The organism is Lacisediminihabitans sp., from assembly GCF_036569425.1.
Lineage (GTDB): Bacteria > Actinomycetota > Actinomycetes > Actinomycetales > Microbacteriaceae > Lacisediminihabitans.
This window is the reverse complement of sequence record NZ_DATCQQ010000068.1, coordinates 1-13,503: the sequence shown is the minus strand read 5'-3', so window position 1 is coordinate 13,503 and position 13,503 is coordinate 1. Positions and strand designations below refer to the sequence as shown.

The 13,503-nt window shown below is 64.2% G+C and carries 16 protein-coding genes and 1 tRNA gene; 6 read left to right on the top strand and 11 right to left on the bottom strand.

Features of this window, described 5'->3' with window-relative positions; translation table 11 throughout:
- Window positions 1–37: 37 nt before the first annotated feature.
- The 3 genes from nusG to VIM54_RS11235 all read right to left on the bottom strand — a co-directional run bounded on the left by nusG (window position 38) and on the right by VIM54_RS11235 (window position 1,617).
- Window positions 38–1,081, bottom strand: a complete 1,044-nt coding sequence (nusG, locus tag VIM54_RS11245; protein WP_331901371.1) for a transcription termination/antitermination protein NusG — start codon at window positions 1,079–1,081, stop codon at window positions 38–40.
- A 103-nt stretch (window positions 1,082–1,184) separates the two neighbouring features.
- Window positions 1,185–1,457: a preprotein translocase subunit SecE gene (secE, locus tag VIM54_RS11240; protein ID WP_331901370.1), complete on the bottom strand. Its 273-nt coding sequence runs from the start codon at window positions 1,455–1,457 to the stop codon at window positions 1,185–1,187.
- Window positions 1,458–1,544: 87 nt separating this feature from the next.
- Window positions 1,545–1,617 (bottom strand) — tRNA-Trp (locus tag VIM54_RS11235).
- A 217-nt stretch (window positions 1,618–1,834) separates the two neighbouring features.
- Here VIM54_RS11235 and VIM54_RS11230 point away from each other — a divergent pair.
- From VIM54_RS11230 to VIM54_RS11210, 5 genes are all read left to right on the top strand, one after another.
- The gene (locus VIM54_RS11230) at window positions 1,835–2,704 is read left to right on the top strand and encodes an ABC transporter ATP-binding protein (RefSeq protein ID WP_331901369.1); all 870 of its coding nucleotides are present in this window, start codon (window positions 1,835–1,837) and stop codon (window positions 2,702–2,704) included.
- Window positions 2,701–3,486 carry an ABC transporter permease gene (locus VIM54_RS11225; protein WP_331901365.1) on the top strand — a complete coding sequence of 262 codons (786 nt, stop codon included), beginning with the start codon at window positions 2,701–2,703 and terminating at the stop codon, window positions 3,484–3,486. Before VIM54_RS11230 ends, VIM54_RS11225 begins: the two co-directional genes overlap by 4 nt.
- Window positions 3,487–3,507: 21 nt before the next feature.
- On the top strand, window positions 3,508–4,659 hold the full coding sequence (locus VIM54_RS11220; protein ID WP_331901363.1) for a sensor histidine kinase: 1,152 nt from the start codon (window positions 3,508–3,510) through the stop codon (window positions 4,657–4,659).
- Entirely contained in the window at window positions 4,656–5,294 is a 639-nt protein-coding gene (locus tag VIM54_RS11215) for a response regulator transcription factor (RefSeq protein ID WP_331901361.1), read from the top strand. The genes VIM54_RS11220 and VIM54_RS11215 overlap by 4 nt, the downstream gene beginning before the upstream one ends.
- 113 nt (window positions 5,295–5,407) lie before the next feature.
- Entirely contained in the window at window positions 5,408–5,857 is a 450-nt protein-coding gene (locus VIM54_RS11210) for a GNAT family N-acetyltransferase (protein ID WP_414673215.1), read from the top strand.
- Here the strand turns inward: VIM54_RS11210 and VIM54_RS11205 are convergent.
- The 8 genes from VIM54_RS11205 to VIM54_RS11170 all read right to left on the bottom strand — a co-directional run bounded on the left by VIM54_RS11205 (window position 5,748) and on the right by VIM54_RS11170 (window position 12,222).
- Complete coding sequence (locus VIM54_RS11205) at window positions 5,748–6,227, bottom strand: GNAT family N-acetyltransferase (RefSeq protein WP_331901359.1); 480 nt, start codon at window positions 6,225–6,227, stop codon at window positions 5,748–5,750. The two genes, VIM54_RS11210 and VIM54_RS11205, sit on opposite strands and share 110 nt — an antisense overlap.
- Window positions 6,228–6,300: 73 nt before the next feature.
- Window positions 6,301–6,867, bottom strand: coding sequence for a histidine phosphatase family protein (locus VIM54_RS11200; protein WP_331901357.1), 567 nt, complete (start codon window positions 6,865–6,867; stop codon window positions 6,301–6,303).
- A 606-nt stretch (window positions 6,868–7,473) separates the two neighbouring features.
- Window positions 7,474–7,860, bottom strand: coding sequence for a hypothetical protein (locus tag VIM54_RS11195; protein ID WP_331901355.1), 387 nt, complete (start codon window positions 7,858–7,860; stop codon window positions 7,474–7,476).
- A 63-nt stretch (window positions 7,861–7,923) separates the two neighbouring features.
- On the bottom strand, window positions 7,924–8,382 hold the full coding sequence (locus VIM54_RS11190) for a GNAT family N-acetyltransferase (RefSeq protein WP_331901353.1): 459 nt from the start codon (window positions 8,380–8,382) through the stop codon (window positions 7,924–7,926).
- An 84-nt stretch (window positions 8,383–8,466) separates the two neighbouring features.
- On the bottom strand, window positions 8,467–8,934 hold the full coding sequence (locus tag VIM54_RS11185; RefSeq protein ID WP_331901351.1) for a GNAT family N-acetyltransferase: 468 nt from the start codon (window positions 8,932–8,934) through the stop codon (window positions 8,467–8,469).
- Window positions 8,935–9,076: 142 nt separating this feature from the next.
- Window positions 9,077–9,511, bottom strand: coding sequence for a GNAT family N-acetyltransferase (locus tag VIM54_RS11180; protein ID WP_331901349.1), 435 nt, complete (start codon window positions 9,509–9,511; stop codon window positions 9,077–9,079).
- Window positions 9,512–9,745: 234 nt separating this feature from the next.
- Window positions 9,746–10,966 carry a hypothetical protein gene (locus VIM54_RS11175; RefSeq protein WP_331901348.1) on the bottom strand — a complete coding sequence of 407 codons (1,221 nt, stop codon included), beginning with the start codon at window positions 10,964–10,966 and terminating at the stop codon, window positions 9,746–9,748.
- Between the two features lie 338 nt (window positions 10,967–11,304).
- Window positions 11,305–12,222 carry a LysR family transcriptional regulator gene (locus VIM54_RS11170; RefSeq protein WP_331901346.1) on the bottom strand — a complete coding sequence of 306 codons (918 nt, stop codon included), beginning with the start codon at window positions 12,220–12,222 and terminating at the stop codon, window positions 11,305–11,307.
- A gap of 72 nt (window positions 12,223–12,294) precedes the next feature.
- On the opposite strand from VIM54_RS11170, the gene VIM54_RS11165 reads away from it, so the two are divergent.
- Window positions 12,295–13,236 carry a DMT family transporter gene (locus VIM54_RS11165; RefSeq protein WP_331901344.1) on the top strand — a complete coding sequence of 314 codons (942 nt, stop codon included), beginning with the start codon at window positions 12,295–12,297 and terminating at the stop codon, window positions 13,234–13,236.
- Window positions 13,237–13,503: the final 267 nt, after the last annotated feature.

Below are 13,503 nucleotides of genomic sequence, written 5' to 3'. Positions count from 1 at the left end.
GGCCAATCCGGAGCGCGGTGAATGTGGGGTGGTGCGCCTACAGCTTGGTGACCTGGTCGAAGCTGAGCTCGACCGGGGTCTCGCGCTCGAAGAGCGAGACGAGCACGATGAGCTTGCCGCTCTCCGGCTTGATCTCGCTGATCGAACCGGGAAGCCCGGCGAACGAGCCTTCCTTGATCGTGATGGTCTCGCCGATCTCGAAGTCGACCTCTTGTGGGATCGAACGACCGACGGCCTTGCCGCCCTTGGCCCCGGCCTTCACCGGCGCCTCGACGATCTGAACCAGGCTCTTGAGCATCGAGAACGCCTCGTCGAAACGCAGCGGAGTGGGGTTGTGCGAGTTGCCGACGAACCCGGTGACGCCCGGGGTGTGGCGCACGACGGACCAGCTGTCCTCGTTGAGGTCCATCCGCACGAGCACGTATCCGGGGATGCGAACGCGCGTGACGAGCTTGCGCTGGCCGTTCTTGATCTCGACGACGTCTTCCATCGGCACCTCGACCTGGAAGACGTAGTCCTCCATGGCCATCGATACCTTGCGGTTCTCGATGTTCTGCTTGACGCGCTTTTCGAAACCGGCGTACGAGTGGATCACATACCACTTGCCCGGCTTCGCCTTGAGTTCGGTGCGGAATTCCTCGTAGGGGTCGACCTCGGCGGGCTCGGCCTCGTCGACGCTCGCCTGCTCGGCAAGTTCGGACTCGATCTCCGCCTCGAAGGCGTCGTCGAACGGCACGACCTCGGCCTCGTCCGGCTCCACGAATCCGACCTCGCCCTCGGTCGCCTCCGCGGCGGCCTCGGCCTCGTCGGGGGAGTCGATGTCGAGGGCTTCGTCGATGATCGCGTCGGCCTCGGGGTCTACCGCGGCCTCGACGGCATCGAGGGCGGCGTTGAGGTCGAGCTCGACGCTGTCGATATCGTCGTCGTCGCTCTCGTCGACGAGGTGCACTGCCAGCTCCTCTGCCGACTCGACGGAGTCCTCATCGGCAGCGAGCTCGTTGCCCTCCTGCGCTTCGTCCTCCTCGGATGACTGCTCAGCGGCAGTCGCGAGGTCGATATCGTCGCGCTCTGTTCCAGACACTTGAATAATCCATTCCGTTTCTTGACTTGCGTTCCGGCGCTGTGCACCGATCACGTTCTGGGACCGCGCCGCTGATGAGCGGCGTCCCGGCAAGCGGGGCTTGCTACTTGTTGCTTCCGAACACGAAGTTGACCGCGAACGCAAAAACGATGTCGAGGCCGTACACCAACGCCATCATGATGACCACGAAGACCAGCACCACACCGGTGTAACTCACGAGCTCCTTGCGGGTCGGGGTGACGACCTTCCGCAGCTCGTTGAGCACCTGTCGGATGAACAGGGCGAGTCGTCCGAATGGGCCACGGATCGTGCCGCGGTCCTTCCTGGCGTTCGCGACGATGTCCTCACTGGGCTCGTCGATCACTTTTCTCGCCACGCTTACTACCTTCCAGAAACTGGTCTTGCGATCGAGGTGATCGCTAGTCCATCTGCCGAACCGTGCGTGCTTGCACGATCCGAGCTGCAGGGCGGACAGGACTTGAACCTGCAACCTGCGGTTTTGGAGACCGCTGCTCTACCAATTGAGCCACCGCCCTTCGGGGGAAAAACCACACACTCTCGCACGCGCCTACCTGAAGCTCGCACCCAAAATGGGCACACGAAAGTATGGCTGATTTCAACCACCTCAACCCAGTGTAGGTCACGCATCTGGCGGCCGCAAAGCGAGGGCGGCCCCGGTATCCACCGATCGGTTGATGGGGACGGGGCCGACAGACCGTTGTTCAGCGGGACCGGGACGACGAGCATGAGAACATGACGACTTCCGAGCCGCACGTGAGAGTGCGAGACCTGAGAAAGACCTACGGCAATTTCGTGGCCCTCGACGGGGTGAGCTTCGATATCGAACGCGGCGAGACCTTCGCGCTTCTCGGGCCGAACGGCGCGGGCAAGTCGACCACCATCGAGATCCTCGAGGGCTACCGGGATCGCTCGAGCGGCGAGGCGAGCGTGCTCGGGGTCGACCCGCAGCACGGCGGCCTCGACTGGAAGGCCCGTCTCGGCATCGTCCTGCAGTCGAGCGGGGAGAGCGGCAACGTCACGGTGCACGAACAGCTCGCCCACTTCGCCAGGCTCTACGCACACCCCCACGACGTGGACGAGGTGATCGCGGCGGTCGGCCTCGCCGACAAGGCGAAGACCCGCATCAAGTCCCTCTCCGGCGGCCAGCGGAGACGCGTGGATGTCGCGCTCGGCCTCATCGGGCGCCCGGAGCTGCTCTTCCTGGACGAACCGACGACGGGGTTCGACCCGGAGGCCCGACGCGAATTCTGGGAGCTCATCCGCTCCCTCAAGCGCGAGGGAACCACCATCCTGCTCACCACCCACTACCTCGACGAGGCGGCCCAGCTCGGGGACAGGGCCGGGGTGATCTCGGCGGGCCGACTCATCGACATCGGCAAGATCGACGAGATCGGTGGACTGGATGCCCGCGTGCCCGTGGTGCGCTGGCGTGACGAGAACGGGCAGCACGACGAGCGCACGAGCGAACCGGCCGCCCTGGTCGCCCGACTGTACGCGCGGACCGGCGCCGAACCGCTCGGCCTCGAGATAGTCCGGCCGAGCCTCGAAGACATCTATCTCGAGCTCGTGGGCTCGACGACCATCGTGAAGGAACTCGCATGAACACCATCGCCCTCGGGATCGACCGCGCGCGCTACGAGACCCGAATCTACTTTCGCCAGGGCGACACAGTCTTCTTCACCTTCCTCTTTCCGATCGTCATGCTCTCGATCTTCTCCGTCGCATTCAGCGCGGCCGGCAAGTTCGGCACCAACCCGGACGGATCGGGCGGCATCAGCCCCGCCGCCTTCTACCTGCCCGGCATGATCGCCGCCGGAATCCTGTTGAGCGGGGTGCAGAACCTCGCCGTGGACATCGCCATCGAGCGGGGGGACGGAACCCTCAAGCGACTCGGCGGAACGCCGCTGCCCGTCGTCTCGTACTTCATCGGCAAGATCGGGCAGGTGCTCGTCACCTCGCTCATGCAGATCGGGCTGCTGCTGCTCATCGCGCGCTTCGCGTTCAACGTGGAGCTGCCTACCACCGGTGAGAAGTGGCTGACCTTCGTGTGGGTGTACCTGCTCGGCATCATGACGTCGGCCGTGCTCGGCATCGCACTGTCCCGGGTGCCGCGAACCGGCAAGAGCGCGACGGCTGTCATCATCCCGATCGTGCTCATCCTGCAATTCATCAGCGGCGTCTACCTGCAGTTCTCGATGCTTCCCGAGTGGCTGCAGAATGTGGCATCGATCTTCCCGCTCAAGTTCCTGCCGGAGAGTTTCGCCAGGATCGAGCAGAACGGAACCTGGGACCTCGGCTGGGTCGCCCTGGTGCTGGCCATTTGGCTCGTCGGCGGGCTGGTCGCCGCCCGCTTCACCTTCCGCTGGATCCGCAAGGACTCCTGACCGAGGTGGGAAGCTAGGACGATGACAGGCAACCGGTGGTGGCACGCCCTTTTCGGCGCGACCATGCTCGTGCTCGTGGCCCTCGCGGTGACCGGGTGGGCCCCCGATGCCGGCCACCGGGTGCTCGCCCTGGTCACGATCGCGGTCATGGCGGCCTGCTACCTCGCGTTCGGTCGGCTCGGCTACGACGACCCGCGCTTCGGCCTGCCGTTCACGGCCGTGATGATCGTGGGTTCGGGCGTGGTGGTGGCGTGTTCGCCCAACCTCGCGGTGATCCAGGCGATCGCGTTCCCGGTGGTGTGGAGGATGGCCACCAGCGTGCGGGCGGCCATCGTGGCCAATCTGCTTCTCGCGCTCGCGGTGGGCGCGGGCTACGTCTCCGTTCTCGGCGCGATCGCCGACGTGTACGTCGAGGCGTTCATGATCGAGGGCATCTCGATCGTCGGGAGCATCGCCCTCGGGCTCTGGATCTCGCGGATCACCTCGCTCAGCCGCGAGCGCCAGCTCCTGCTCGACGAGCTCACCGCCACCCAGGAGCAGCTTTCGGCACTGCACCGCGACCTGGGCGTGACGAGCGAACGCGAGCGGCTCGCGCGAGAGATTCACGACACCATCGCGCAGAGCCTCACCGGACTCGTGATGCTCTCCCAGCGGGCCCAGCGTGAACTTGCCGCCGGCAACCTCTCACCGCTCGCGGGGCAGCTCGGCGCGCTCGAGGAGACCGCCCGGGAGGGGCTCATCGAGGCGCGGTCGCTCGTCGCCTCGACAGCGCCCGTCGAACTCGGTGGCGGAATCGCCCCGGCGCTCGAGCGCCTGGCCGCCCGGTTCGGCCGCGAGACCGGTGTGACGGTGACGGTCGACGCCGAGGGCAGGACCGAGCTCGATCGCGACACCGAGGTGGTGCTGCTGCGCAGCGCCCAGGAGGCGCTCGCCAACGTGCGCAAGCACTCCGGCGCGCGGTCGGCCACCCTCGGCCTCGGCGCGGCGGACGGCACGGTCGTGCTCACGGTGCGGGACGACGGCACCGGGTTCGACCCGAGCGCCCCCACGACCGGCTTCGGACTGCCCGGGATGCGCGACCGGCTCGCGCTCGTGAACGGCGCCCTTCAGGTGACGAGCGCCCCGGGCGAGGGAACGACCCTGCGCGTGTCGCTGCCGGCGGTGACGCCGTGATCCGGGTGCTCGTGGCCGACGACCATCCGATCGTGCGCAGCGGCATCGTCGCCCTGCTCCATGATGCGACGGATGTCGAGGTGGTCGGCGAGGCCTCGAACGGCGCGCAGGCGGTGGAGCTCGCCCTGGCCCTGCACCCCGACCTGGTGCTGATGGACCTGCGGATGCCGGTGCCGACGGGACCGGAGCTGGACGGGGCAGAGGCCACGGCCCGCATCCTCGCCGCGGCGCCGGACATCCGCGTCGTCGTGCTCACGACCTACGAGACCGACGAGAGCATCCTCACGGCCATCGAGGCGGGCGCGAGCGGCTACCTGCTCAAGGCGGCGCCCCAGGAGGAGATCCTGGCCGGCATCCGCTCGGTCGCGCGCGGCGAGGTGGCGCTCGCCCCGTCGATCGCCGCGCTGCTCGTGCGCCGGGTGAAGGCGCCGCCGCCGGCCACGCTGAGCGCCCGCGAGCGGCAGGTGCTCGCGCTCGTCGCCCAGGGAAACAGCAACCCGGCCATCGCCCGCGAGCTCTTCGTGAGCGAGGCGACGGTGAAGACGCACCTGCTGCACGTGTTCGAGAAGCTGGGCGTGAACGACCGGACGCGCGCCGTCACCCTCGCGATGGAGCTCGGGCTGCTGCCGCGGTAGTCCCGTCCCCGCTGGCCCGTCCCGTGCGGCCAGCTACTCGAACGCGCCGACGAAGACGGGCTCCGGCCGCAGGATCACGCCGAACGTCGATTGAGGGCGAGGTGCTTGGCACGATGCAGCTCACCGTCATTCCAGGACTTGCTCGGGTCGGGTCCTCCCGTTTACAGATCGAGGCCGTCCGGGTTCGCTCTGATCAGAGGAGCCGTGGAATTGGCGGAGCAATGATTCGTTGGGCTGTGGACGCTGCTCCGACTTTCGGTGCCCAACTCGTTCAGCTCACTTCTGACGCCGCACGCGTCGATTCACTTCTGACGCCGCACGCGTCGATGCGCACCGGTTCTATGAACGGCTCGGCTTTACGGCGTCGCACGTGGGATCCAAGTACGCAGTGTCGGAGATCCGCTGACACAAGGCTCAAATCCGAGTCACCAACGGCTTGCGGGACAGGATGTATCAGACCATGGATGGCGCGTTGCTGGGCTTCATATCGTAGGTCACCCAGGGTGTTGCCGTCGCATGGGCGTCGTATACGCTGCGAGCTTTCACATTGTCGCTCGCTGTGATCCAGCGGACAACGTTGGCACCCTCCTCAGCCGCGATCTCTGCCGCGCGCGCCAACAGAGCACCTGCGGCACCCGATCCGCGTGAACTGGGAAGGGTAAAGAGATCGTCCAGGTACAGGCCCATCTTTCCGACAGAGGGCCTCGCGAAGAGTCGTAGGTTGGCGAGGGCGACAACTTCGCCACCGGGGGCGACAGCAACAATCCCACGCAGACCGTGCAGGCGGCCGAGCATCCACGCCCACGTGGTGGCAACGGCGGCGTCATCCGCTGACACCTCGTAGAACGACCGGTAGCCGCTGTACAGACGTGCCCAGGATTCAGCGTCTCCCGGTTGAATGTCCCGAATCCGGTACGCCGTCGTGCTTGTCATGGACCAACCGTATTGGAAGATCCCAGCCGCTTCGGTCGACGGTCCCCCAAGCGGGACGCTCACTGGAACAGAGCTATGACGGAGGTATTCGGTTCCATCCGCTAAGTGCTGTCCACGTGAGTGCGTCGAAGGTGAAGTAACTGCCAAGGCCGGGTTGATCGAGTGACCGGCTGATCGGTGATCCGGTGAGGCTCGCCAGGAGGAGGGCGCCGACCCCGCCGTGACTGACGAAAGCGGTCCTATTCGCGTGTCCGTTGCTCGAATGGCGCCGAATTGTGTCCGCGATGCGGTGCTGGGCATCCACTGCACGTTCCCACCCCCGGATCGATTGCTCCGGCTCGGCAAAGAACAATTCGACCACCGTGTCGAATTCATCGGGCGGAAGGTAGCCGGTCGCAGTCCTATCCATCTCCCCGAGCACCGGGTCGACGGCAGCCGGGACACCCAGGCCCGCAGCTAGCACGGCGGCGGTATCGGTCGCCTTGCGTTCGGTGCTGCTGACGATCCAGTCGACCTGACCCATGAGTATTGCGGGAAGGCGCTCTGCCCGTGCATGTCCAACGGCAGATAGCCCCCATTGCTCGATAGACACTGCCGGGTCGATCACGACCTCGGGATGGGTTATGAACACAGTCGGCACGGGTCGACACTATTCCCTGCCGGGAGACGCCCGTGTGAATGCCCTGCCCCGATGGCCGTAGGAGCCGGCGCCTACGCCGGGGCTATTGTTCGAGCGCTACTTCCCGTTGCAGTTGTTTCGCGGCGATCCGATGGGGGACTGCCTAGCGTCATACGCTTCGTTCATGAAACCAGCGCAGGCACGCACTCTCCTTCTGATAGTCGCTATCGTCGGCGTGGTAGCTGGCCTGGTTCTCTTTGGGGCATCGAACCAGTACGAAGCGAACTTGGGCGTCGGCCTATTTGCGGTGGGTGGTGTCGCGGGTGTCATCTATCTTGGCCTCATCGCATCGCGCGAACTCAGACGATAAGCCGTCTGATATTCCTCCCCGACGCGACAAGGTCGAATTCTGTTCGACCACGAGGGATGGCCAGCGCGACAGATCTGGGCCAAGGCCGTCTAAGGCTGAGCGTGCCAACGCTGTGTCGATTCGGAACCCTAAGCGGACCATGCGATGTGAGAGTCTCGACGAATGATCGACAGCGTATTTCTCAACGGGACCGTCGGCGTCGGAAAGTCGACCGTCGCCGAAGCTCTGAGCACGCTGGAGACGAAGTGTGGGCACCATCATGCTGTGATTGACTTGGACCACATCAGCCGTGCTTGGCCAGCGGTTTGGGTGTGAATATACTCTCGGAAGTCGGCAAGGTTCGGCAGGTCGACCCACAGACGGTCACCTGTTCGTGGTCCGCTGACCACGATGGGGGCGCCGAGCTCGTCCAACAACGGCGCGTAGGCCATCATCTTGAGCCCGCCGAGTCGCCCGACCTTGCGATCGTCGACGAAGACGGCAATCGGATCGGGCGCGTCATCGGTCTCACTTTCGAGCCGCCACACGCCCGTCGAATAAGCCGAGGCGTCAGACCGCGGTGCCTTGCCCCCCAACCAGGTCACCGGATGCCGGGTCGATGCCAACCCCGGCGTGTGATCCAACGACTTGTCGAAGGGGACCATTCTTTCGATGGCCGGAAGCCCGCCGATGCTGTGTCACTTTGGAACCTTCATCGGACAGTCGATCTAGAGCTGCCGAACCAGGATCAGGGTTGGGCCAGCCCAGTCGAGATGGTTGTGCTCCTCGAGCGGGTAGAAACCCGTAGCTTGGTAGAAGGCGCGGGTATGAGCGTAAGGCTCATTGTCGAAAGATGCGCCCACGGTATGAACCGACAGCAACATGCACCCATCTTCACGTAAGCCGGCGGCGACCTGGTCGATCAAAGCGCGCCCGATACCTCGACCCCGGGCTGTGGGGTCGACGGCAATGAGATGAAGTTCGGCTGATTCGCGAAAATGCCGACGGGTCAGCGAGACGCCGACTACATTCCCATAGTCGACAGCGACAGTGCTCACGAACTCGATGTCTCGTGCCGCTGACACGTAGTTGTCAATCGCCTCAGGATCTCCGAACCAGTCCGGCAAGGACTTGAGAATCCGCCGCACCGAGGCAGGATCCCGCTTCTGAACGATTTCCGGGGACATGAGCTCCATTCTCGCCTGCTGTTGGGCCAGGCTTCCAGTTTGGGCAGTCCGGAATCCCGCGGCCCGCGGGCCGGAATTGAACGGTTAGAGGGTGCGGCTCATTGCGTAGTTCGTCATGACGACTCCCCTGAGTATTGGGTGGCGTTCCTGGTCTACGACGAACCCCTGTGCTTGGAAGAATGGGCGGGCAGTGATGCTCGCATGAGTGGTCAATGTGCTCGAGCCAAGTCGCTCCGCTTCGGTGCGCGCCCACAGCAGGAGCGCGGTCGCGATCCCACGACGTCCAGCTGCGGGGTCGACGAACATCATGTCGATATAGCCGGAAGCACTCACGTCGGTGAATCCCGCGATGAGGTCGTCTACGACAGCGACAACCGTATTGAGCTGAGAGCGACGCTCCAACCACGCGCCAGTGTCGGCGTCGGCGGGCGCCCACGCGGCGATCTGTTCCGAGGAGTAATCCGCGGCAGCAGTCGTCCTGATGGCGCGTTGGAATACCTCGAGGGTCGGTGCGGCATCGGCGGCAGCGAACGGGCGAATGGTGATCGGCACCCGATCAACGCTATGGGCATCGACAGCCGGTGGCCGACATCATTCACGTCCGCAAGCCGGACGGCCAGCGCGACAGATCTGGGGCCACTCCACCCAACGGCCGCGCGGGCCGATGCTGTGTCACTTGGGAACCTCGTCAAAGTCAAGGTGCCGGAATCGGAGCCATCCGCTCCATCCACTTTCCCGGCTGAGTTAGGCGCTCAAAGCCAAACTTTTCGTAGAGGCCGTGGGCATCCCCTGTAGAGAGCACGACACGCTTCAAATTCAGGTGGTCGAGCAGCGAGCAGATGTTGTCTACGAGTGCCACCCCGACCCCTTGTCCGCGAACTGCCGGATCAACAAACACATCACAGAGCCATGCGAACGTCACCGAGTCGGTCACGGCTCGGGCATACGCCACTTGCCGTCCAGTCATCGAATCGAACATACCGAAGTTAGTGGATGCATCGATTGCGGCATCCTGGACAGCACGCGGGCGCCCCCGAGCCCAGTAAGCCTCTTTGCTCAACCACTCGTGGATCTGCTCTCGATCCATGTCGTCAAGGCGAGAAGAGAACCGGTAGGCATCATCCGACATGACCCCACCCAACCGGAACCGACGGTGTCGCGCAAATCGAGATACTCCCGCGTCCGCCGCCGACCGAGGACCTGATGCCGAACCCTCTTCGGGCAGAACACGAGAAGGGCCCTCCCCTGGCTTGTGGGTTTTCGTCTTTCAACCATCTCCACAATTGCTTGCTCCGAAATCGCTGGTGGAACGCTCGGACTATCAGGGGCGGGACTAAGCCTGGATCCACCGGGGCGGTTGGGGCTAAGGAGCTGGCGGGGAGAATTTGCCCAGGTGGGTATTCGGCTTTGGGGCCTCTTTCGCTGGGGTCGGTTGAGCGGTCGGAGCAGACACGGACCCGAATAGTCCAGCCGGAGTCTTGGTTTCCTTCGAACCCAGAATTGGACCGGGATTAGCTTCCCCTCCGATCGACTTCGCGAAGAGAACCGCGTGGGTGTCGGTAACTTGCAGCTCGACTCCGCCCGGCTGACCGGTGTCTACCGTCATTACCTCGAAGCGGATGCCGAGAACCTCGAGCGAACTTCCCACGCTGGGCGAGATGGTCCCCTCGAACCACGCGGGGTTCATTTCGCCTCTGCCTGCGCCAACGTCATGTACTCCCAGCGAATGGATGACGACGGCTGACGTTACCCCTGCGTCGTCACCGCTGGCAGTTCGATACTCGATGGTGAGAGACGCGTTCGGCTGACCAGGAACGGGGAGCACGGCGAGAACGGGAACGGTGTTCGTGACCTCGCTCAGCGCCGCAACCCAGACCCGCGCACCCGCGGCAACCGTGGCGACCCATCCGGAATTCACAAATTCCGCAGTGCCACTGAATCGACGGTACAGCGACGCGGCGGCTGGGCGCCGTTCACTTTGCCAGAAAGAGGTGGGGTCGAAGATCGGAGTCTGCGCGAACTCTGCGGGCACCGGGATTGAATGCGCCTGCTCGCCTGTGTACCCCATCACGCAATACGGATCGTTGTAGAGCGAGCCGAATTGGTTGGGCGGCGGTATGAACGGACCGAACGAGTGCTGGAAGCCGAGAACATGACCCAGTTCGTGCTGGAAGAAGGGAATGCTGCCGCCCTGGTCGAATACGGCTCCGCCCTCGGTAGCACCAGCGTTCGTTGGAGGTGCATGTACGAAGGCGATGACCCGGTCAAATCCAGCGAGCGATATCCCGTTGTCCTGTTCGACCACTTGGCGAGCCGCAGTCAGGATCCCTGCGCGATTGCTCCCGAGCTCAGCGTGGCTGTGGTCCCCGAATCGCCACCAGTGAGCGATGCTCAGATCGAATTCGAACTGGAACAGGCCGAGCGAGGATCTCAGCCAGTAGTCCCGGAGGCTCCATCCGTTGCTACCTTGAAAGAGCTCGTAAAACAGGTCATCTGGCCACGTCAGCTGCGGATGTTCAGTGGTCGCCGGGCCAGGCGCCCAGAGGAGTCGCAATACTGCAACGCGGATTATCTGGGCTGCCATTGGGTCTCCCATTGCATCGCCAGCGCCCGCAATGACCGCGTCTAGATGGCGCCGCGCGAAATGCTGGAACGGGAATGACTCTACCCCCGGAAGCGGGGTGGAGTCCGGAAACTATTGCGATCAATGGAGGCGTACGCGGCTCGTCGCTTCGTTGCTCGCGTTGGGGTGGCACCGAGTGGTCTGGTGGCGACGTGTCGGCCGCGGCGGGAAAAGGCCTGTGACCGTCAGTGAGAAATGCCGGTGCTTCCGCAGCCCAAAGTGGCGACACAGCCGCCATCACGCGGCCCGAATGCGGAACCCGCGCCGGGACGCCCCGTTCGACTGGGCAGTCGATTCGGTTAGCCGATGGGCTGGTGCCTGGCGAGACCGTTCGTGATGGTTCTGATCTGCGTTAGGACTGTTGTGACGTTGGCGCGCTCAAGTGTTTCCGGTCGGGCGAGACAGTCGATGTATCGGCCGAGCCCGGGATGGGAGAGCGGCCGGAGGACCAGCTCCGGGTGGTCGTGAAGGTCGGTCGTGTATCGGGGCATCAGCGCGATACAACCGCTGGCCTCGACAACCGCGGCAGCAACGAAGAACTCGTTGATCCGGTGAAGGATACGCGCTTCGGCGCCCCCGATGCCTGCAATCAAGGCGATCGCTCGCTCGAGCGGGAACCCTTCGTGCACTGCCACCCATGCCTCGCCGCGGAGATCCGCCGGCTCAATCGACGGTCTCGCTGCTAGCCGGTGATCCCGCCGGACGGCGAGGTCCAGGGGCTCGAACAGGAGCGGTTCCACTCGCACTGATGCCGGCCACGGAGGGCTGCCAACCAGCCGGTGCGCGAGGACCAGGTCGTGGTCCGAGGTGAGTGTCGGGAAACTTTCCTGGGCCACGTCGAAATCGCTCAGGCTGACTTGCGGCTGATCAGGGCTGTTCAACACGGTGAGCAGCGGACCGAAGATGGCCAGGCCCGCGCTGTGGAAGGCCGCCACCGAAACCGTTCCTGCCGGCTCGCTCTGAAAGCGTGCCACTGCCCGCTCGGCACGTTCGAACGCCACTTCCACGCCAATCGCGGCCAACGCCAAGGCGCGACCGGCATCGGTAAGGGCCGTTCGTCGCCCATCCTTGAAAGTCAATGGGGCGGGCGAGTTGCGCTGCAGGGCGCTGATTTGCTGTGAGACAGAGGACGGTGTGACGTGCAGAGCCGCCGCGACTGCGGCAATGCTGCCACGGTCGCCCAGCTCTCTCAACGCCCGAAGTTGACCCAGTTCCATAAGTTCACACTAAGCTATTAGGCACGAAATTCCTGTCTTGTCTTACCTGATGAGAGCCCGGACGATGGAGACATGATTACTTCCCTCGCCCGACTCCGTGTCGACCTGCTCTTGCTCGTGGTCGCCGTCTCGTGGGGGTCGACCTATCTTGTGGCCAAGGAGTTGGTCGCTCCGAATTCGGTGGTGGCACTTCTTGCGCTGCGCATGCTGCTCGCGGCAGCGATCATGGCGGCCGTTGTGACCGCACGGCGGAGGCGCTTGACCACAGCGGAGCTGCGTGTTGGCGCGATCCTCGGGGTGCTGCTGACTGCCGTCTTCGCCTTCGAAACCTTCGGGATCGCCCACACGTCGGCAACGAACGCCGGGCTCATCATCAGCCTGACGATCGTGTTCACCCCAATTCTCGATTCCGTGGTCTCAGGACGATGGTTGCCCGGCAGGTTTTTCCTCGCGGCCGCGATCGCTGTCATCGGGGTCGTGCTTCTCGCTGGCAATGGCGGGTTTCGTGCGCCGACTCTCGGGGACCTGCTCGTCCTCGCCGCCGCAATCGTTCGGGCCATCCACGTCACGTCCATGCACAAGCTCACGACCGCCAAACCGATGGACTCGCTTCACCTCACGGCCGTGCAGCTGGCCACTTGCGCGGCTCTTTTCTCGGCGACCTCTGCGTTCTACGGCGAATCGATCCCGCGCTACCTCTCCCAACTGGATCCCGGACTAGTACTGCTCTTCCTCTACCTTGTTCTCATCTGCACGGTCTTCGCGTTCCTTGTGCAAACCTGGGCGGTTCGTCGCACATCGCCAGCAAGGGTCAGCCTCCTCCTCGGCACTGAGCCCGTCTGGGCCGCCACCATCGGAATCGCAATCGCGCACGACCATCTGGTTCTCACGGGATATTGCGGGATCGCGCTCGTTCTCGCCGGAACTGCGTGGGGCCGCTCCATCGAACAATGCCACCGCCTCCGGGATCGCACAGCCGACAGCTCACAACTGAGAACGGTGCTTGCAGAATAGAAATTGCCGAATCATCGAATCATCGACCAAGAAGGCAACCGACTGGCCGTACTAGCCGATGTCCGCAGGGCGAACCCCTTGCGCTTCATAGGCGGCGGTGAGAACGCGAAATTCACCCCGCCCGAGTTCAGGCGCCCCGGGGGGCGAGTACGAATATGTTGCCCGTGATCAGCTGGACGGCAACCAACGCCAGTGTCACCGCCAGGCGGGGCCACAGAGTTCGGCTCCAGTTCGCGACCAGAATTGGGATCGATCCGATGAGCGCGG

Excerpts from the sequence above, each read along its gene's own strand:
- VIM54_RS11230 (WP_331901369.1), top strand. The coding sequence starts at position 1,835 with ATGACGACTTCCGAGCCGCACGTGAGAGTGCGAGACCTGAGAAAGACC.
- VIM54_RS11225 (WP_331901365.1), top strand. The coding sequence starts at position 2,701 with ATGAACACCATCGCCCTCGGGATCGACCGCGCGCGCTACGAGACCCGA.
- VIM54_RS11220 (WP_331901363.1), top strand. The coding sequence starts at position 3,508 with ATGACAGGCAACCGGTGGTGGCACGCCCTTTTCGGCGCGACCATGCTC.
- VIM54_RS11210 (WP_414673215.1), top strand. The coding sequence starts at position 5,408 with ATGCAGCTCACCGTCATTCCAGGACTTGCTCGGGTCGGGTCCTCCCGT.
- VIM54_RS11205 (WP_331901359.1), bottom strand. The coding sequence starts at position 6,227 with ATGACAAGCACGACGGCGTACCGGATTCGGGACATTCAACCGGGAGAC.
- VIM54_RS11195 (WP_331901355.1), bottom strand. The coding sequence starts at position 7,860 with ATGGTCCCCTTCGACAAGTCGTTGGATCACACGCCGGGGTTGGCATCG.
- VIM54_RS11190 (WP_331901353.1), bottom strand. The coding sequence starts at position 8,382 with ATGTCCCCGGAAATCGTTCAGAAGCGGGATCCTGCCTCGGTGCGGCGG.
- VIM54_RS11180 (WP_331901349.1), bottom strand. The coding sequence starts at position 9,511 with ATGTCGGATGATGCCTACCGGTTCTCTTCTCGCCTTGACGACATGGAT.
- VIM54_RS11175 (WP_331901348.1), bottom strand. The coding sequence starts at position 10,966 with ATGGCAGCCCAGATAATCCGCGTTGCAGTATTGCGACTCCTCTGGGCG.
- VIM54_RS11170 (WP_331901346.1), bottom strand. The coding sequence starts at position 12,222 with ATGGAACTGGGTCAACTTCGGGCGTTGAGAGAGCTGGGCGACCGTGGC.
- VIM54_RS11165 (WP_331901344.1), top strand. The coding sequence starts at position 12,295 with ATGATTACTTCCCTCGCCCGACTCCGTGTCGACCTGCTCTTGCTCGTG.